This window comes from Nocardioides sp. CPCC 205120, from assembly GCF_048654585.1.
Lineage (GTDB): Bacteria > Actinomycetota > Actinomycetes > Propionibacteriales > Nocardioidaceae > Nocardioides.
The window spans coordinates 1,668,013-1,684,854 of sequence record NZ_JBMCYY010000001.1; the positions used below are offsets into that span (position 1 = coordinate 1,668,013).

The window sequence follows — 16,842 nt, forward strand, 5'->3', positions numbered from 1 at the left end:
CGTCCCGCCCCGACGGCGCGCCCGGCAATGTCGGCGCCCACACAAGTACGGTGCGTCCCATGTCCTCTACGACACCCGACCTCGGCACCTGGCTCGACGCGGTCGCCGGCATCGCCGCGGCGGTCAGCGACGACGAGCCGGTCTCCGCGCTGCTGGGGCGGGTCGCGCAGACCGCGTGCGCGCTGCTCGACTACGACTTCTGCGCGGTCTTCCTGCCCGCCCCCGACGGCGCCTCGCTCGTCATCGCCGGCTCCCACGGCCTCTCGGCCGGGTACGTCGAGCAGGTCAACGCCGAGCGCCCGATCCTGCTCCACGTGCGCGGCGCGGAGGAGGCCCCGACGAGCGTCGCCTTCCGCACCGCCGAGGTCGTCGCGCTGGGCGACGTCGACTCCGAGCCCGCGTTCCCCTGGGGCGGTGTCGCCCACGAGCAGGGCTACCGCGCGCTCGTCGCCGTGCCGCTGCTGCAGGCGGGCCGGGCGGTCGGCACGCTCAACTGCTACCGCCGCAGCCCCCACGTCTTCGGCGCCGACGAGCTGCGGCTCGTCGCGACGCTGGCCACCCAGGTGGCCGTGGCTCTCGGCACCGCCCAGGTGCGCGCCCGCGAGCAGGGCACCATCCGCGAGCTCGAGCGCGCCGAGCGCATCCACGGCGAGCTGACCGCCGCCTCGCTGCGCGGGGAGGGCGTCGTCGGCGTCGCGACCTCGCTGGCCCGGCTCGTGGGGTGCGGCGTCGTGGTCGAGGACGTCGGCGGTGCCGTGCTCGCCGCGTCCGGGGTCGAGGGGGCCGAGGGGGTCGAGGGGGCCGCGGGAGTCCCGGGCGCCGAGGGGGCGGGCCGGGCGGCGAGCCCGGCCTTCGTCCGTCCGGTGCTGCTCGACGGCGAGGAGGTGGCGCGCATCCGCCTGGCCCGCGCGCCGGGCGACGTGGGCGGCCTGGACCTGCGCGCCGTCGAGCACGCCGCGACCGTGACGGCGCTGGAGCTGCTGCGCGAGCGGACCGCGGGCGAGGTCGAGGAGCGGCTGCGCGGCTCGCTGCTGGCCGACGTGGTGGCGGGCGGCGACCTGGCCCGGGCCCGCGTGCCGGAGCGGGCGCGCCGTACCGGGTGGGACCCGGCGCCGCCGCAGGTGCTGCTCGCCGTGCGGGAGGTGGGGGAGGCCTGGGAGGGGCGGGTGCGTGCCCCGCTGGCGGCCCTCGCCCGCGGGGTGCTGGAGGAGGCGACCCGGGGCGGCGCGCGACCGCTGGTCGCCGCCCACCGCGGCGACCTGGTGGCGCTGGTGCCGCAGCCGCCGGGGGTGGAGCGGTCGGCCGTGCTCGGCGCGGTCGCCGAGCTGGAGGACCGGGCACGGCGACGGGGGTGGGAGGTCCGGGTCGTCGTGGCCGCGGGCACCGAGGTCGCCGCGGCGCCCTCGACGTACCGGCTCGTGCGCGGGGCGCTCGACCTCGGCGCGGACGCCGGGCCGGGTGTCGTCGACCTCGAGCAGGCCGGGCTCGACCACCTGCTGCTGCGCCTCGAGGACCCCGAGCTGCTGCGCGGCTTCGTGCGCTCGGTGCTCGGCGCGGTCGTCGCCTACGACGAGGCGCGCGGCACCCGGCTGCTGCGCACGCTCGACGAGCTCGTGGCCAGCGACCTCGACCGCGCCGAGGCGGCCCGGCGCCTCCACGTGCACGTCAACACGGTGGCCCAGCGGGTGCGCCGGGTGGAGGAGCTGAGCGGGCTACGCGTCGGTCGGCCCCGCGACCTGCTGCAGCTCACCGCCGCGCTCGCCGTGGCCCGCGTCGCGGGGCTGCTCGGCGCGTGACAGCACCCGTGCGCCCCCGCCGGTCGTGAGCACCACGACGGTGCCGACGACGGCGGCGAGCGTGACGAGGGTGGTCGTGGCCGACGCGACCTCGGCGAGCAGCCCCACGGCGACGACGGGCACGGTGAGGCCGGCGTACGTCACGAGCAGCAGCGACGCCGTCACCCCGCTGCGCCGCTCGGGCGGGGCGAGGGCCACGACGCCCGCGACCGCGGAGCGGAAGGCCAGGCCGACCCCGGTGCCCGCCACGGCGGCGGCGACGAGGGCGCCGGGCAGGTTCGCGGCCAGCGCGGTGGTCGCCACGAGGGCGAGCCCGCCGCCCAGGAACACCGCCGCGCCCGCGAGCCGCCGGCTCGTCGACCACGACGCGGTCGCCAGCTGGCCGAGCGCGGCGCAGCCGAAGAGCAGGGTGACGGGCAGGTTGGCCAGGAGCACCGAGTCGACCGCGAAGACGTCGGCCATCAGCCGCGGGGCGAGCGCGGCGTAGCTGCCGAGCACCGCGAACGCCGCGCACGAGGCGAGCGCCAGCGACCAGAACGTGGCGCGCGCGTCGGGCGGCACGGCCAGCCGCTGGGGCCGGTACGGCGGACGCGGCTGCGCGGGTGCCCGCGTCTCCGGCACGAGCAGGAGGGCGGCGGTCGCCACCACGAGCGCGGCGCCGAGCACGAGGAACGGGTCGCGCAGCGGGGTGCCGGTGACCGCCAGGAGCGCGGTGCCCACGAGGGGGCCCGCCGCGAGCCCGCCGAGGTTGGCGACGACGACCGTCGAGGCGGCGGTCCGGCCACGCACGAGCAGCTCGGCGAGCGCGGCGGTCGCCGTCGGCACGAGCAGGCCGACCCCGACGCCGCAGAGCACGCGGGCCAGGAGCACGCCGGGCAGCTCGGTGGTCGCGACGAACACGGCGGCGGAGAGCACCTGGGCGGCGCCGGCGGCCAGGAGGAGGCGGCGCCGGCCGTGGACGTCGCTGAGGTGGCCGGCGAGACCGAGCGCGAGCAGCACGCCGACCGCGAAGGCCGCGAAGACGACGGTGACGGTGAGCGAGGAGAAGCCCTCGGCGCGGCGGTACTCGGCGTAGAGCGGGGTGGGCAGCGTCGCGAACGCCGCCGAGAGCGCGAAGGCCACGGCGACGACGAGGGCGCCGCGGCGGTGCCCGGGGTGCCGGGCGGGGGTGGTGGGGTGCTCCATGCCTCCAGGGTCCGCCTCTGCATTGATCGAGTCCAACGAAGTTCTTCGATCGCACTGTGCAGGTCGGACGAACAGTGCCAGGGTGGGCGGGTGGACGAGCGCAGCCTGGAGGTCTTCGTCGCGGTCGCGGAGGAGCTGAGCGTGACGCGCGCCGCCGCGCGGGTGCACGCGGCGCAGTCGACCGTCTCGGCCGCGCTGCGCTCCCTGGAGCGCGACCTGGGCGCGGTGCTCTTCGAGCGCACCACCCGGAGCATGCGGTTGACCGCGGCGGGGGAGCGGGCGGTGCCGGCGGCGCGCGAGGCCCTCGCCACGCTGGGCCGCCTGCGTGCGGAGGTGCGTGAGCCCGCGGCGGGCCTGCGGGGCCGGGTGCGGGTCGGGCTCTTCCCCGCGCTCGACGCCCTCGAGGTGCCGGCCGCGGCCGCGGCCTTCCAGGAGCGCCACCCCGACGTCGAGCTGACCCTGTCGGCGTCGCCCGCGGGGTCGACGGGCCTCCACGAGGACGTGCGGCGCGGGCGCCTCGACCTGGCCTTCTCCGCGCTGCCCCGCCCGGCGGACCTGGCGGGGCGCCTCCTCGACGAGCTGCCGCTGCTGGCGGTGCTGCCGGAGGGGCACCCGGCGGCGAGCGGGTCCGTCGTACGCCTCGAGCAGCTCGCGGACGAGCGGTGGGTGGACACGCTGCCCGGCTACGCCAACCGGGTGCTGCTCGAGACCGCCCTGGCCCGGGCGGGCCTGGAGCGCCGGCTCGTGGTGCAGGCGGGCGACCTGCCGTCGGTCGTGGCGTTCGTGCGGGCCGGCACCGGGGTCGCGGTGCTGCCCTCGATCGTGCCGACGCACGGCTGCGTCACGCGGCCGCTCGCCGACGACGTGCCCCCGTGGCGGCTGTCGGTGGTGTGGCGGGCCGGTACGCCGCTCACCGCCGCCGCGGCCGCCTTCCGCGACGAGCTCGTGGACCGGGCGGCGGCCCGGCGTGGGCCCGGCGTGGGGGAGAACACGCGCCCCACGGTCTCCGGGGGCCCGGGGAGCCTGGGCTAACGTCCCTCCGGTGATCCGCTTCGAGAAGGTCTCCATGACCTACCCCGGCCAGGGCCGTCCGGCCCTCGACGACGTCTCCCTCGACATCGAGAAGGGCGAGTTCGTCTTCCTGGTCGGTTCCTCGGGGTCCGGCAAGTCGACGTTCCTCTACCTGGTGCTGCGCGAGCTGCGTGCGACGCAGGGGCGGGTGTACGTCGCCGGCCGCGAGATCAACCGCCTCGCCAGCTGGAAGATCCCGCGGCACCGCCGCCAGATCGGCACGGTCTTCCAGGACTTCCGCCTGCTGCAGAACAAGACGGTCGCGGAGAACGTGGCCTTCGCCCTGCAGGTGATCGGCAAGCCGCGCGCCCAGATCACCGAGCTGGTGCCGCAGACGCTCGAGCTGGTGGGCCTCGACGGCAAGGCCGACCGGATGCCCGACGAGCTCTCCGGCGGTGAGCAGCAGCGGGTCGCGATCGCCCGGGCGTTCGTCAACCGGCCCAAGATCCTCATCGCCGACGAGCCGACCGGCAACCTCGACCCGTCGACCTCGGTCGGCATCATGAAGCTGCTCGACCGCATCAACCGCACCGGCACCACCGTGCTGATGTCGACCCACGACAACAGCATCGTCGACCAGATGCGCAAGCGCGTGATCGAGCTCGAGAACGGCCACCTCGTGCGCGACCAGGCCCAGGGCGTCTACGGCTTCCAGAGCTGACGCCGGCCTCACCCCGAACCAGGAGCGGATTCCCCCCACATGCAGCTGCGTTACGTCTTCACCGAGCTCGGGCAGGGCCTGCGTCGCAACGTCTCGATGCACCTCGCCGTCATCCTCACCCTCTTCGTGTCCCTGACGCTGGTGGGCGTCGGCGTGCTGCTCAAGCAGCAGGCCGACATCGCCGACCGCCAGTTCGGCAGCCAGGTCGAGATCACCGTCTACCTCTGCAACGCCACCGACATCGCGGGCAACTGCAACGGCGAGGTCACCGAGGCGCAGAAGGCCGACATCCTGCGCGCGATCGAGGACAACCCGGAGACGGCCGGTGTCCGCGAGGAGACGCAGCAGGACGCCTACGACAAGACCCTCGAGCTGGCCCGCGCCCAGGGCGACAGCCGGCTCATCGAGGGCGAGGACGCCGCGGTCACCGCCGACGACTTCAACGCCTCCATCTGGATCACGCTCAAGGACCCCGAGCAGTCGGCCGGGGTGGAGAGCGCGGTGGCGACCCTCGACGGCGTACGACGCGTGACCGACCAGCGCGAGCTGCTGGAACCCGTCTTCGACGTCCTCGGGGCCGCGCAGTGGGCCTCGATCGCCACGGCGGTGATCCTGGTCGTCGGGGCCCTGCTGCTGGTGAGCAACACGATCCGGCTGGCGGCGTTCGCGCGCCGCAAGGAGATCGGCATCATGCGGCTGGTGGGCGCCTCGACGCTCTACATCGCCCTGCCGTTCCTGCTCGAGGCGCTGGTCACGGCGCTGCTGGGCGTGCTGCTCGCCGGCGGCGCGCTGGCGGCGCTGCTGCGGTTCGTGGTGAACGACCGGGCGGCGGCCACGCTGGACTTCATGCCGTGGGTCGGGCTCGGCGAGTGGTGGGTGGCGTTCGGGCTCATCGCGCTGCTCGGCCCGCTGCTGACCGTGCTGCCGACACTCCTGCTCACGAGGAAATACCTGAAGGTCTGACCTTCGTGGTCTACCGTCGCGTGCGGTTCACTTCCCCGAACTAACGAAGGCTTCCCCATGCACCAGTTCCTCCTGCCGTCGCGGCGACGGCTCGCCGCGATCGCGGTGTCCCTCGCCGTCGCGGCCGGTGCCGCGACCGCACCCCTCGCCTACGCCGACGACGAGGACGACGAGCTCCGCGAGCGCCAGGGACAGGTGCAGGGCCAGATCGACGCGACCAACTCCGACCTCAGCGAGTCCAGCGCCCAGCTGGCGGCCGCGACGGCGCAGCTGCGCGAGTCGACCGCCCAGCTGGCCTCCGCGCAGGCCCGGCTCTCGACGGCCCGCGCCGAGCTGGGCCAGGCGCAGGCCTACGACGCCGAGATGCAGACCCGTCTCGACGCCGCCGAGGTCGAGCTGGCGGCCGCCGAGGCCGAGCTGCAGGGCGGCCGTGACGACGTCGTCGGCCAGCGCGCCCGCGTGGGCCGCCAGATCGTCGACCAGTCGATGACCCCCGACACCGACCTCGAGGCGCTCGGCGCCATGCTCGGCGCCGAGGACCTCTCCGACCTCACCCGGGCCCAGGCGGCGCGCGACACGGTGCTGGGCACCGAGGCCCGCGCGTACGACGACCTGCGGGCCGCCGAGGTCATGCTCGAGGTGCAGGAGGTCCGGGTCCAGGAGGCCCGCGACCTCGTCGCCGACGAGCGCGCCGAGGCCGCCGCGAACCTGGAGCGCATGGCCGCCCTCGAGGCCCAGGCCGCCGAGGCCGAGGCCCAGGTCGAGTCCCTCGTCGCCAGCCACGCCGAGGTCGAGGCCGCCGCCCAGGCGGCGCGCGACGCGGACCGGGCCGAGCTGGCCTCGCTGGAGTCGGAGTCGCAGCGCATCAGCAACGTCCTGCGCCAGCGCGCCGAGGCGGCCCGCCGCCGGGCCGCGGAGGCTGCCGCGGCCGAGGCCGCCCGCCGGCGCGCCAACCAGGGTGGCGGCGGTGGCGGCGGGTCCAGCAGCGGCGGCGGCTCGAGCAGCGGCGGCGGTGGTGGGGGCAGCAGCAGCGGCCTCAGCTACCCCGTCAACGGGCGCGTCACCTCGCCGTACGGCATGCGCGTGCACCCCATCTACGGCTACTACTCGCTGCACGACGGCGTGGACTTCGGTGCCGGCTGCGGCACGCCGATGTACGCGGCCGCCGACGGCGAGGTCGTCGAGCGCTACTACCAGTCGGCGTGGGGCAACCGCCTCATCATCGACAACGGCTACCTCAAGGGCGCCGGCGTCTCGACGATCTACAACCACGCGACGCGCTACGTCGTGAGCGTGGGCCAGAACGTGCGCCGCGGCCAGCTCGTGGGGTACGTCGGCTCGACCGGCTGGTCGACCGGCTGCCACCTGCACTTCACGGTCTACAAGAACGGGTCGCCGACGAACCCGATGAACTACTTCTGAGCCGTGGCCGCCACCCCCGCGACCACCCGGTGAAACCGGTTGCGGGCTGCTGGGAGAATGGACGGATGGCCAAGGAGCAGGGGCGCAAGATCGTCGCGCAGAACCGCAAGGCGCGCCACGACTACCACATCGAGGACACCTTCGAGGCCGGCATGGTCCTGCAGGGCACCGAGGTGAAGGCGCTGCGCGCCGGTCGGGCCAACCTCGTCGACGGGTTCGTCGACATCGACCACGACGAGGTGTGGCTGCACGCGGTGCACATCCCGGAGTACGCGCAGGGCTCGTGGACCAACCACGCCGCCCGCCGCAAGCGCAAGCTGCTGCTCCACCGCGCCGAGATCGACAAGATCGCGACCAAGGTCTCCAACAAGGGCTACACGATCGTGCCGCTGTCGCTCTACTTCTCCGACGGGCGGGCGAAGGTCGAGATCGCGCTGGCGAAGGGCAAGAAGTCCTACGACAAGCGCAACTCGCTGGCCGAGCGCCAGGCCAACCGCGAGAAGCAGCAGGCGCTGGGGCGCCAGCTCAAGGGCATGGACCAGGTGTGAGCCGGGACGGCGACCTGCCGGCGCTCGACGATCCGACCGAGCGCCGCGACCACCTGCACGCGGTGGTCGAGCGCCTCGGCGTCCCCGGCTTGTTCGACGTCCACACGCACTTCCTGCCGCCGCGCGTCACCGAGAAGGTGCGCGCGGTGTTCGCGTCCGCGGGCCCGCTCGTCGGCCGCGAGTGGCCGATCCGCTACCTCGACAGCGACGAGGCGAACGTCGAGCGGCTCCGCGCGTACGGCGTCCGCCGCTTCACCGCCCTGCCGTACCCGCACAAGCCGGGCATGGCGGAGTTCCTCAACGAATGGGCGGCCGGCTTCGCCGCGCGGGTGCCCGAGGCCTTGCGCTGCGCGACGTTCTTCCCCGAGCCGGGGGCGGGGGAGTACGTCGCCGCCCGGGTCGCCGCCGGCGTCCAGGTCTTCAAGGTGCACGTGCAGGTCGGCGCCTTCGACGTGCGCGACCCGCTCCTCGCGCCGGTCTGGGAGGTGCTGGAGGCCTCTGGCACGCCCGTGGTGCTGCACGCCGGCTCGGGCCCGGTGCCGACCGAGTTCACCGGCCCCGGCCCGGTCGCCGAGGTGCTCGCTCGCCACCCCCGTCTCGCGCTCGTGATGGCCCACCTGGGTGCGCCCGAGTACGACGAGTTCCTGACGATGGCGGAGACCTACGAGCGGGTGCACCTCGACACCACGATGGCGTTCACCCACTTCTTCGCCGAGACCACCGACCGCTTCGGCGAGGTGGCCGGCGGGGTGGCCGGCGAGGTCGCCGGCACGTGCCGCCACCCCGGCGACGTGCCCGACGCGCTCCTGCCCCGCTACGCGGCGCTGGGGGACAAGATCCTGTTCGGGTCGGACTTCCCGAACATCCCCTACCCCTACGTGCACCAGCTCGAGGTGCTGGAGGCGCTGCGCGAGCGGCACGCCGCGCTCGACGACGCCTGGCTCGCGAAGGTGTGCTGGCGCAACGCCGCGCGGCTGTTCGGCGACTGAACCGCCCCGGCCTTCGGTGGTTGAGGTGGCCGCGCCGGTTCCCGGTGGTTGAGGTGGCCGCGCCAGCGGCCCTCGAAACCACGCCCCGCCGCGACCCGTCTCAGGGCGCCAGGTGCGCGTGCACGAGCGAGATGACGGACGCGCCCTCGCCGGTGGCGGACGCGACGCGCTTCATCGACCCGGCGCGCACGTCACCCGCGGCGAAGACGCCGGGCACGGACGTCGCGAGGTCGGCCGGCGGCATCCCGGCGGCCCAGCTCTCCTCGGGCACGGCGCGGCCGGTGAGCACGAAGCCGTGGGCGTCGCGGGCCACCTCGGGCGGCAGCCACCCGCAGTGGGGCGCCGCGCCGATGAGCAGGAAGAGACCGTGCGCCTCGCGCCGGGTGGTGTGGCCGGTCGAGGTGTCGTGCACGTCGAGCCACTCCAGGCGCCCGTTGCCGCCGCCGTCGACGACCTGCGAGCAGGGCGCGACGTCGACGCGGGGGTTCCAGCGGATCTCGTCGATGAGGTAGTGCGACATCGTCTCGGCGAGCGAGGGGCGGCGTACGACGATCGTCACCGACCGCGCGAACCGGGCCAGGTGCAGCGCGGCCTGGCCGGCGGAGTTGCCGCCGCCGACGACCACGACGTCGTGGCCCTCCATCTCGCGGGCCACCGACGTCGCCGAGCCGTAGTGCACGCCGCGCCCGACGAGCTCCTCGATGCCGGGCACGCCGAGGCTGCGGTAGGCGACGCCGGTCGCGATCACGACGGCCCGCGCCTCGACGGTGCCGCCGTCGGTGACGACCCGGTGGCGGCCGTCGCCGGTCTCGAGCGCCGTCACCTCCCAGCCGGTCGAGAAGCGGGCGCCGAACCGCATCGCCTGGAGGCGGGCGCGCTGGGCGAGCCGCATCCCGGAGACGCCGCGCGGGAAGCCGAGGTAGTTGCGGATCATCGAGCTGGTGCCCGCCTGGCCGCCGATGGCGTCGGCCTCGACGACCACGGTCGAGAGGCCCTCGGACGCGCCGTACACCGCGGCCGCCAGGCCGGCCGGCCCCGCGCCCACGATGGCGAGGTCGACGGTGTCGGTGGACCCGACCGGCCCCGCGCCCACGATGGCGAGGTCGACGGTGTCGGTGGACCCGACCGGCTGGGGCGGGCCGTAGAACGCGGCCGCGACGGTGCGCACGTCGCGCGGCGCGATGGGGGGCCGGCCCGTGAGCGAGACGAGGGGGTAGGTCACCTCCCCGCCGGCGGCCGTGAACGCGGCGGTCATCTCCACGCCGACGGGGCTGTCGGGGGCGTGCACGAGGGTCGGCATGCCCATCCGGCCGGTGTACTCGCTGATCGCGCGCTCCAGGGTGGCGTCGGCGTCGCCGACGATGCGCACCGTGTCGACCTCGGGCGCGACCGCCGTCGAGCCCCAGTCCGACAGCAGCTCGCAGACCGCGCCGTGGAACTCCTCGTCACGCACGCCGCGGGGCATCAGCAGGTGCGCGTCGAACTTGCCGGCGGCCAGGCCGTGGCGCAGGTTCTCGCTGTCGTCGAGGAACCGCTCGTACGGCGACGCGACCAGCCGGCGGGCCGTCGGCACCAGCTCGCGCCACTCGGCGAACGCGAGGAGCGGGTGGGCGTCGGGCAGCGCGCCGTCGTGCACGAGCAGCGCGACGGTGCGGCCCTCGGCGCGGGCGGAGCGGATGGTCTCGGCGGCCTCGGCGGCCGACCGGGCGGTGCGCACGTCGTACTCACGTGCGTAGCGGCCGAACTGGTCGGCCAGCAGGGCGTGGTGGTGCTCGGAGACGAGAAGGACGACCGGCGCGGACGTGGGCACGGCCGGAGCATAGAGCCGCGGGGGCTTCCGTGGGTGACGTGCAGGTGACGGGCCTCGGGCGGTGGAATAGCGCTCGCACGGGGCTGGTTGGGGGAGGTACGCTCTGCGGAGCGGGTCGGCGGTGGTGCGCCGTCCGTGGATCACAACTCAAGAGGGGCTGATCGGTTTCGACTTGGGACGTTCGTTCCAGGAGAAGCGGGTCGAGAAGCCAGCGCCATCTCGTAAACGATCGCTGGAAAACACAGTTGCCAACACCAATCGCAACGACTTCGCTCTCGCTGCCTGAGCAGTGATCGAAGGGTCTGACCGGGCACCCGTCCTCGTCCCGGACCCAGGCCTCATCTAGAGGACTTGCTGGCCATCTCCTGTCAGGAGGGGTGGCCGGGACTTTTTCCTGACTGAGCCTGTCGGCGACGTGTCCGTGCGAGCGCCGAGGCCGAGAAAAGCGACAACACGGACTGCACCCGGAGAAGACCTGGATCAGCGCTCGAGGACCGGGGTTCGATTCCCCGCAGCTCCACCAGCAGCCCTCTGACGACGAACGGCCGCCCCACTCGGGGCGGCCGTTCGTCGTTCCAGCGCCCGCTCCGGCTCAGACCTTCCCGCGCAGGATCCGCCGGAAGTACGTCTGCGGCAGCCCGTAGCGGTCGGCGAGCCAGGTGGCGCGGCGGGGCCGGGCGAGGTCCACGAACGGCACGGAGGGCGAGGGCCGCCCCGACCGGTCGATCTCGACGAGCATCAGCCTCCGCCGGTCGGTGGTGATGGGCATGACGGTGTACCCGTCGTACTGCTCCAGGTCCGCGTCGGCGACGTCCGGGCCGGCGGTGATGTTGGCGGCGAGCACGGCGACCTGCTTGCGCAGCGCCCCGCCCGAGGGCCGGGTGCGCAGGTCGGCGCAGTCGCCGAGCGCCCACACGTTCCGGTGCTCCGGGTGCCGCAGGGTGAGCGGGTCGACGGCAGCCAGGCCCGCGGCCGTCGTGCCGGCCAGCCCGGCGTCCTCGATCCAGCGCGGCGCCCGGTAGTGCGGCACCACGTGCGCGAACGCGAGGTCGTCGACGACCTCGGTGCCGCCCGGCGTCGTCACGGTGACGGCCCGGTCGCCGAGCCGGGCCACGCGGGCGTGGCGCAGCACGCGCACGCCGTACCCTTCCAGGGTCACCTCCAGCCGACGGTCCGGCTCGGGTACGGCGACGGGCGAGGCGTCGGGCAGCACCAGGGTGACGTCGAGCCGCGACAGCACCCTGCGGCGGCGCCAGTGGTCGCACGCCATGAGCAGCGGCTTGAGCGCGGTGGGGCCGCACGGCGCGGGCTCGGGCGGCACGGTGAAGAGCACCCGCCCCGCGGTCAGGTCGCGCAGCGCCGGCCACACGCGGGGCGCCGCCTCACCGACGAACGTCGAGGCGGCCCAGCCGGCGTCGTACGCCGCCGCGAGGCCGGGGGTGGCGTCCCAGTCCTCGTCGAGGCCGGGACACAGCACGAGGGTCGTGGAGCGCAGGGTGCGACCGCCCGCGGTGGTGACGGTCGGTCCGCCCGCCGCGCCGGGGTCGACCGCGGTGACGTGGTCCTCGACCAGCGTGCAGCCCTCGGGCACCAGGCCGCGGGTGGCGCGCTCGACGGCGGACATCGGCGCGAGGCCGGCGCCCACGTAGTTGAGCAGCGGGCGGTAGTGGTGGGTGGTGCGCGGCTCGACGATCGCCACGTCCGCGACCCCCTCCCGCCGCAGCCGGGCGGCGAGCGAGATGCCGGCGTTGCCGGCACCGACGATGGTCACGTCGTGATGGTCCACACCGCCGATCCTCCCGACCGGCTCCAACTGACCGACCGACCGGCGCCGACAGGGGCTCAGCCCTGCTCGAGGATCTCCCTCATCCGCGCCAGCGTGGCGGGGATGCCCGTGCGCGCGAGCTGCTCGCGCGCGGCGATCTGCGCCTCGGCGTCGTCGGGGAACTTGGCGGCCAGGAACGCCTGCCCCTGGGGGGTGAACTCCCACGACTCCGTCAGCTCGGTGCCGCCGTCGACGGGCCGCATCGTGTAGGTCCACAGCACGTTGCCGCCCGTGACGCTCCAGCCGAACGCGCGGCCCTCGTCCGCCACCGTCACCTCGCAGCGCGTCTCCCACGTGCGGCCGGGCGTGACGTTGCGGCCGGTGAAGGTCGCCCCGACGCGGGGTCCCTCACCCTCGTCCCACCAGCAGGCCTCGCACACGGGCGACCACTCGCCCGTACGGGTCACGTCGGAGACGAGGGCGTAGACCGCCTCCGGGGAGGCGGCGATGACGGTCGAGTCGGCGAAGGTCAGCGAGTCGGTCATGGGCCCGAGTCTGCCGTCTCCGGTGACGGCCGCCTCACAGGGGCGCGACGCGGTCGGCCCAGGGCACCGACTCCTCGAGCTGGGCGGCCAGCTGCAGCAGCAGCGCCTCCCCGCCGAGCGGCGCGACCAGCTGCACGCCGAGCGGCAGCCCGTCCGCCGTCTGGTGCAGCGGCAGGGAGATCGCCGGGCGGCCCGTCACGTTGGCGAGCTGGGTGTAGGGCACCCACCCGAGGTTCTTCTGCACCATGTCGTCGACGATCGGCGTGCGGGTGAGCAGGCGCGCCGTTCCCGTGCGCAGCAGCGCGTCCGCCGCCACCCGCAGCGCCGCCGGCAGCTCGAACTCCCCGACCTTCGGCGGGGGCGTCGCCAGCGTCGGGGTGAGCAGCAGGTCGTAGGACTCGAAGTACGTCGAGAGGCGGCGCGCGTGCTGGTGGCGCCGCTCCACCGCGTCGAGGTAGTCGACGCCGGTCGTCGCGTTGCCGAGCGCCGCCATGATCCGGGTGTCGCGCTCGAAGGCCGTGTCGGGGGCGCCGCTGCGCTGCTTCGCGTCCCGCACCTCCCAGGCGATGTAGACGAACCATGCGAGCAGGAACTCCCGCGCCAGGGCGGCGTCGTCGAACGGCGCCTCCGCCAGCTCCTCCACCTCGTGGCCCAGGTCGGTGAGCGCGCGCACGGCGCCGGCCACCGCGGCGTACGCCTCGGGGTGCGGGTCGGGGGTGATGGCGGAGGGGACGCGCACGCCGATGCGCAGGCGGCCCGGGTCCTGGCCCAGCACCGAGGAGTACGGCGCGGACGGCATGCCCGGCTGGTACGGGCCCCACGGCTCGCCGCCGGCCATGACGTCGAGCAGCGCGGCGCTGTCGCGGACGGAGCGGGTGACGACGCCCTGCACCGCGGCGCCGTGCATCATCTCGCCGGCGCCGGGACCGAGCGGGGTGAGGCCGCGGCCGGGCTTGAGGCCGACGAGGCCGCAGCACGCGGCCGGGATGCGGGTCGAGCCGCCGCCGTCGTTGGCGCCGGCCGCCGGAACGATGCCCGCGGCGACCGCCGCCGCCGAGCCGCCGGAGGACCCGCCCGGCGTGCGGGTGAGGTCCCACGGGTTGCGGGCCGGGCCCCAGGCGTCGGGCTCGCTGATGGCCTTGGCGCCGAACTCCGGGAGGTTGGTCTTGCCGAAGATTGCCAGGCCCGCGTCGAGCCAGCGTTGCACGACGGTCGAGTGCTCGACGGCGGGCACGGCCTGCAGCGACCGCGACCCGTTCGAGGTGGGCAGCCCGGCGTAGTCCTGCCCGAGGTCCTTGATGAGGAACGGCACCCCGGCGAACGGGCCCGTCCGCTCCTCGTCAGCCGTGCACGGCACGTCGCGCACGATCGCGTTGATCCGCGGGTTCACCTCGGCGGCGCGCTCGCGGGCGACCTGCAGCAGCTCGGCGGCGCTGACCTGCTTCTCGGCGACCAGCCGGGCCAGGCCCGTGGCGTCGTGGCGGCGGTACTCGTCGAAGTCCATCGGTGCTCCCGTCGGCGGTGACGTGCGGTACGGGGCGATCCAACACGATCTGGGGCCGTCGTGGGCAGGGAAGCGGCGCGCGCTCCGGCTCAGCCCGCCTCCGCGTCCCACCACCGCAGCACGCGCAGCGCCTGAAATGTCAGCCACGGGCTCGGCTCGCCCTCGTCCACGTCGACCGCGAACCACGTGCGGCCCCGGTGCGGCGGGCCCTGCAGCCAGCGCCCGTCGGGCTGCTGCTGGTCGCGGAGGGTCGCGACGGCCTCGGCGAGGCGCGGGTCCGGCGGGGTGCCGTCGTGCGCCGCCGCGGCGCGGAAGTGGTCGAGCGCGTTGAGGACGTCGTAGTAGGCCCGCGGCGGGTACGTCGGACGCAGCGCCCACGGTGCGACCGTCTCACCGGTGGACAGGCGGCGGTGGAGGCGGCGCACCAGCAGGTACTCCTCGCCGGCGCGCCGGGCCTCCCGGGTGCGCTCGGCGTCCCCGGTGCGCACCGCGTGGTCGAGCAGCCCCTTCACCGCGTTGAGCGTGGAGTGGAACGAGGAGCGCTGGGAGCCGTCGACCCAGGAGCAGTTCCAGCCGCCGTCGGGCAGGCGGTGGGTGAGGAACCAGTCGACGATCCCGTCGACGTCCGCCCCGAGCCACAGCCCGTTCGACAGGGTCCACGAGTTGATGCAGACGTCGACCTCGCCTCCCCAGTAGGGGAGGTCGTCGTACTCCCACCGGCAGCCCGCGGCGAGGCGCTCCGCCGTACCGGGGAGGACGGAGGCGTCGACGCCCCACTCGCGCAGGCTGTTGAGCGACCACGTCGTCGCCGTCCACGGCTGCCCCTCCTCGTCCGCCGCGTGCTCGGAGAAGTCGGCGGGGAAGAAGGCGCCGCCCGCCCACTGGCCGTCCGGGTCCTGCTCGGCCAGCAGGCGCGCGCCGTACCCCTCCGTCGCGACCCGCGCCCGGGTCGCCGCCCACACCTCCTCGGGGGCGTCGAGGAGGTCTCGCTCGACCTGCCAGCGCAGGGCCGGGTCCTGGCCGAGCAGCCACTCCTGCGTCGCGGTGCCCACGTCGCCCATGCTCGCCCAGGTCCCTCAGGCCTGGTTGATCCGCACCAGGTTGCCGGCGGGGTCGCGGAAGGCGCAGTCGCGCACGCCGTAGTCCTGGTCGGTCGGCTCCTGCACCACCTCGGCGCCGGTGGCCTCGATGCGCGCGAAGTCGGCGTCCAGGTCGTCGCTGGCCAGCGTCAGCGCGGTGAACGTGCCCTTCGCGATGAGGTCGAGCACCACGCGGCGCTCCTCGTCGCTGATGGTCGGGTCGACGGCCGGCGGGTGCAGCACGATCGACGTGCCGGTGCCACCGGGCGGGCCCACCGTGATCCAGCGCATCTGCTCGTGGCCGACGTCGTTGTGGACCTCGAGGCCCAGCGCGTCGCGGTAGAACGCCAGCGAGGCCTCGGCGTCGGTGTGGGGGAGGAACGCGTGGTGGATGCTCAGGCTCATGCCGCTCAACCTAGGCGCGGGTCGACCCGGGGTGCTTCTCCGTTCCTGACCGGTCGGGTCACCTGCTGGGCGACGCAGGGCGGGATGCCGGCGCCGTCGCCCGCCGCCGCCCGCTCGCGGTAGGTGCTCGGCGGCATCCCGACCAGCTCGGTGAACCGGGTGCTGAAGGTGCCGAGCGAGCCGTAGCCCACCGCGAAGCACACCTCGGTCACGCTCAGGTCGCCCCGGCGCAGCAGCGTCATCGCCCGCTCGATGCGCCGGGTCATGAGGTAGCTGTACGGCGACTCGCCGTAGGCCCGCCGGAACTCGCGGCTCAGGTGCCCGGCCGACCAGTGCACGCCGCGCGCCAGCGACTCGACGTCGAGCGGCTGGGCGTGCTCGCGGTCGATGCGGTCGCGCACCCGGCGCAGCAGCACGAGGTCGCGCCGTCGCTCCTCCTCGCTCGTCGCCACGGTCGACAGGGTAGTTCCGCAGGGCGCGGGGCCGCCCGGGTTTGCCGGGCGTCCGGCGGGGAGACACCGCAGTGGGCGGCGCCCGCCGTACCCGAGGGACGACGAGGGGAAGACCGATGACGACGTGGCCGGCGGACGCACAGGTGTGGCGGGAGCGGGAGGCGCGGGGCGAGGGCACGCCGTGGAGCGAGGAGGGCGTCACGTTCCTCGCCGACGGCGAGGAGCCGGCCGTGCTCGACGACTCCTACCTGACGCCCGACGACCTCGCGAACCCCGACATCGCCGCCAACGTGGCCGCCAACCGGGACACCGCGGCGCTCGTCACCTGGGTGGCGCAGCGCGAGCAGGAGGCGGCCTACGGCTACTGGCGGGGGCCGGACGACACCCCGCTGGCCGAGGCGGCGGTGGTGCGGCTCGACACCGAGGGCCAGTTCCAGGTGCTCGAGGGCCGCACCATCAGCGAGGCGCTGAGCGCCGACCACGACGGCTACCGCGTCGACTACGAGGACTACGTGGAGGCGTGCCGGGAGGCCGGCGTCGAGATCGCCGCGGGCCTCGACGACCTCGAGCAGCCCGAGCCCGCCGTGACGCCCTGGGCCTTCCACCAGCAGCGGTACGACGCGCACCGGGCCGGCTGACCCGCTGCG

Annotated in this window: 16 protein-coding genes and 1 other RNA gene; 9 read left to right on the forward strand and 8 right to left on the reverse strand. The window is 74.9% G+C overall.

Going from position 1 to position 16,842, the window contains the following annotated elements:
- Nucleotides 1-59: 59 nt before the first annotated feature.
- A complete protein-coding gene (locus tag ACOACO_RS07750; protein ID WP_420295662.1) occupies nt 60-1,796 on the forward strand; it encodes a helix-turn-helix domain-containing protein in 1,737 nt (578 codons plus the stop codon).
- Here the strand turns inward: ACOACO_RS07750 and ACOACO_RS07755 are convergent.
- Nucleotides 1,713-2,981: an MFS transporter gene (locus ACOACO_RS07755; protein ID WP_420295663.1), complete on the reverse strand. Its 1,269-nt coding sequence runs from the start codon at nt 2,979-2,981 to the stop codon at nt 1,713-1,715. The genes ACOACO_RS07750 and ACOACO_RS07755 overlap by 84 nt on opposite strands.
- Before the next feature lie 90 nt (nt 2,982-3,071).
- Between ACOACO_RS07755 and ACOACO_RS07760 the strand changes: the two genes are divergently transcribed.
- From ACOACO_RS07760 to ACOACO_RS07785, 6 genes are all read left to right on the forward strand, one after another.
- Entirely contained in the window at nt 3,072-4,013 is a 942-nt protein-coding gene (locus ACOACO_RS07760) for a LysR family transcriptional regulator (RefSeq protein ID WP_420295664.1), read from the forward strand.
- A 10-nt stretch (nt 4,014-4,023) separates the two neighbouring features.
- Nucleotides 4,024-4,713: a cell division ATP-binding protein FtsE gene (gene ftsE, locus ACOACO_RS07765; RefSeq protein ID WP_420295665.1), complete on the forward strand. Its 690-nt coding sequence runs from the start codon at nt 4,024-4,026 to the stop codon at nt 4,711-4,713.
- A gap of 39 nt (nt 4,714-4,752) precedes the next feature.
- Nucleotides 4,753-5,676, forward strand: coding sequence for a permease-like cell division protein FtsX (gene ftsX, locus ACOACO_RS07770; RefSeq protein ID WP_420295666.1), 924 nt, complete (start codon nt 4,753-4,755; stop codon nt 5,674-5,676).
- A gap of 57 nt (nt 5,677-5,733) precedes the next feature.
- A complete protein-coding gene (locus tag ACOACO_RS07775) occupies nt 5,734-7,098 on the forward strand; it encodes a M23 family metallopeptidase (RefSeq protein WP_420295667.1) in 1,365 nt (454 codons plus the stop codon).
- 65 nt (nt 7,099-7,163) lie between these two features.
- Nucleotides 7,164-7,646, forward strand: a complete 483-nt coding sequence (smpB, locus tag ACOACO_RS07780; RefSeq protein ID WP_420295668.1) for an SsrA-binding protein SmpB — start codon at nt 7,164-7,166, stop codon at nt 7,644-7,646.
- Nucleotides 7,643-8,635 carry an amidohydrolase family protein gene (locus ACOACO_RS07785; protein ID WP_420295669.1) on the forward strand — a complete coding sequence of 331 codons (993 nt, stop codon included), beginning with the start codon at nt 7,643-7,645 and terminating at the stop codon, nt 8,633-8,635. Before smpB ends, ACOACO_RS07785 begins: the two co-directional genes overlap by 4 nt.
- Before the next feature lie 100 nt (nt 8,636-8,735).
- Here the strand turns inward: ACOACO_RS07785 and ACOACO_RS07790 are convergent, their stop codons facing one another.
- Nucleotides 8,736-10,445: an FAD-dependent oxidoreductase gene (locus ACOACO_RS07790; protein ID WP_420295670.1), complete on the reverse strand. Its 1,710-nt coding sequence runs from the start codon at nt 10,443-10,445 to the stop codon at nt 8,736-8,738.
- Between the two features lie 153 nt (nt 10,446-10,598).
- Between ACOACO_RS07790 and ssrA the strand changes: the two genes are divergently transcribed.
- Nucleotides 10,599-10,968: a transfer-messenger RNA gene (ssrA, locus tag ACOACO_RS07795) on the forward strand.
- Nucleotides 10,969-11,037: 69 nt separating this feature from the next.
- On the opposite strand, the gene ACOACO_RS07800 is transcribed toward ssrA, so the two are convergent.
- The 6 genes from ACOACO_RS07800 to ACOACO_RS07825 form a co-directional block, all read right to left on the reverse strand.
- Nucleotides 11,038-12,216 carry a hypothetical protein gene (locus tag ACOACO_RS07800; RefSeq protein WP_420295671.1) on the reverse strand — a complete coding sequence of 393 codons (1,179 nt, stop codon included), beginning with the start codon at nt 12,214-12,216 and terminating at the stop codon, nt 11,038-11,040.
- A gap of 71 nt (nt 12,217-12,287) precedes the next feature.
- Nucleotides 12,288-12,755: an SRPBCC family protein gene (locus ACOACO_RS07805; RefSeq protein ID WP_420295672.1), complete on the reverse strand. Its 468-nt coding sequence runs from the start codon at nt 12,753-12,755 to the stop codon at nt 12,288-12,290.
- A 34-nt stretch (nt 12,756-12,789) separates the two neighbouring features.
- Nucleotides 12,790-14,259, reverse strand: a complete 1,470-nt coding sequence (locus ACOACO_RS07810; RefSeq protein ID WP_420295673.1) for an amidase — start codon at nt 14,257-14,259, stop codon at nt 12,790-12,792.
- An 89-nt stretch (nt 14,260-14,348) separates the two neighbouring features.
- Nucleotides 14,349-15,311 carry a squalene cyclase gene (locus ACOACO_RS07815; RefSeq protein WP_420295674.1) on the reverse strand — a complete coding sequence of 321 codons (963 nt, stop codon included), beginning with the start codon at nt 15,309-15,311 and terminating at the stop codon, nt 14,349-14,351.
- Between the two features lie 24 nt (nt 15,312-15,335).
- Nucleotides 15,336-15,743 (reverse strand): VOC family protein, encoded by a 408-nt coding sequence (locus tag ACOACO_RS07820; protein WP_420295675.1) that lies wholly within the window; start codon nt 15,741-15,743, stop codon nt 15,336-15,338.
- 5 nt (nt 15,744-15,748) lie between these two features.
- Entirely contained in the window at nt 15,749-16,195 is a 447-nt protein-coding gene (locus ACOACO_RS07825; RefSeq protein WP_420295676.1) for a helix-turn-helix transcriptional regulator, read from the reverse strand.
- A gap of 116 nt (nt 16,196-16,311) precedes the next feature.
- Between ACOACO_RS07825 and ACOACO_RS07830 the strand changes: the two genes are divergently transcribed.
- The gene (locus ACOACO_RS07830; protein WP_420295677.1) at nt 16,312-16,833 is read left to right on the forward strand and encodes a hypothetical protein; all 522 of its coding nucleotides are present in this window, start codon (nt 16,312-16,314) and stop codon (nt 16,831-16,833) included.
- Nucleotides 16,834-16,842: the final 9 nt, after the last annotated feature.

What these genes read in the sequence shown, in the direction of transcription:
- ACOACO_RS07750 (WP_420295662.1), top strand. Translation starts at nt 60, where the DNA reads ATGTCCTCTACGACACCCGACCTCGGCACCTGGCTCGACGCGGTCGCC.
- ACOACO_RS07755 (WP_420295663.1), bottom strand. Translation starts at nt 2,981, where the DNA reads ATGGAGCACCCCACCACCCCCGCCCGGCACCCCGGGCACCGCCGCGGC.
- ftsX (WP_420295666.1), top strand. Translation starts at nt 4,753, where the DNA reads ATGCAGCTGCGTTACGTCTTCACCGAGCTCGGGCAGGGCCTGCGTCGC.
- ACOACO_RS07775 (WP_420295667.1), top strand. Translation starts at nt 5,734, where the DNA reads ATGCACCAGTTCCTCCTGCCGTCGCGGCGACGGCTCGCCGCGATCGCG.
- smpB (WP_420295668.1), top strand. Translation starts at nt 7,164, where the DNA reads ATGGCCAAGGAGCAGGGGCGCAAGATCGTCGCGCAGAACCGCAAGGCG.
- ACOACO_RS07805 (WP_420295672.1), bottom strand. Translation starts at nt 12,755, where the DNA reads ATGACCGACTCGCTGACCTTCGCCGACTCGACCGTCATCGCCGCCTCC.
- ACOACO_RS07810 (WP_420295673.1), bottom strand. Translation starts at nt 14,259, where the DNA reads ATGGACTTCGACGAGTACCGCCGCCACGACGCCACGGGCCTGGCCCGG.
- ACOACO_RS07820 (WP_420295675.1), bottom strand. Translation starts at nt 15,743, where the DNA reads ATGAGCCTGAGCATCCACCACGCGTTCCTCCCCCACACCGACGCCGAG.
- ACOACO_RS07830 (WP_420295677.1), top strand. Translation starts at nt 16,312, where the DNA reads ATGACGACGTGGCCGGCGGACGCACAGGTGTGGCGGGAGCGGGAGGCG.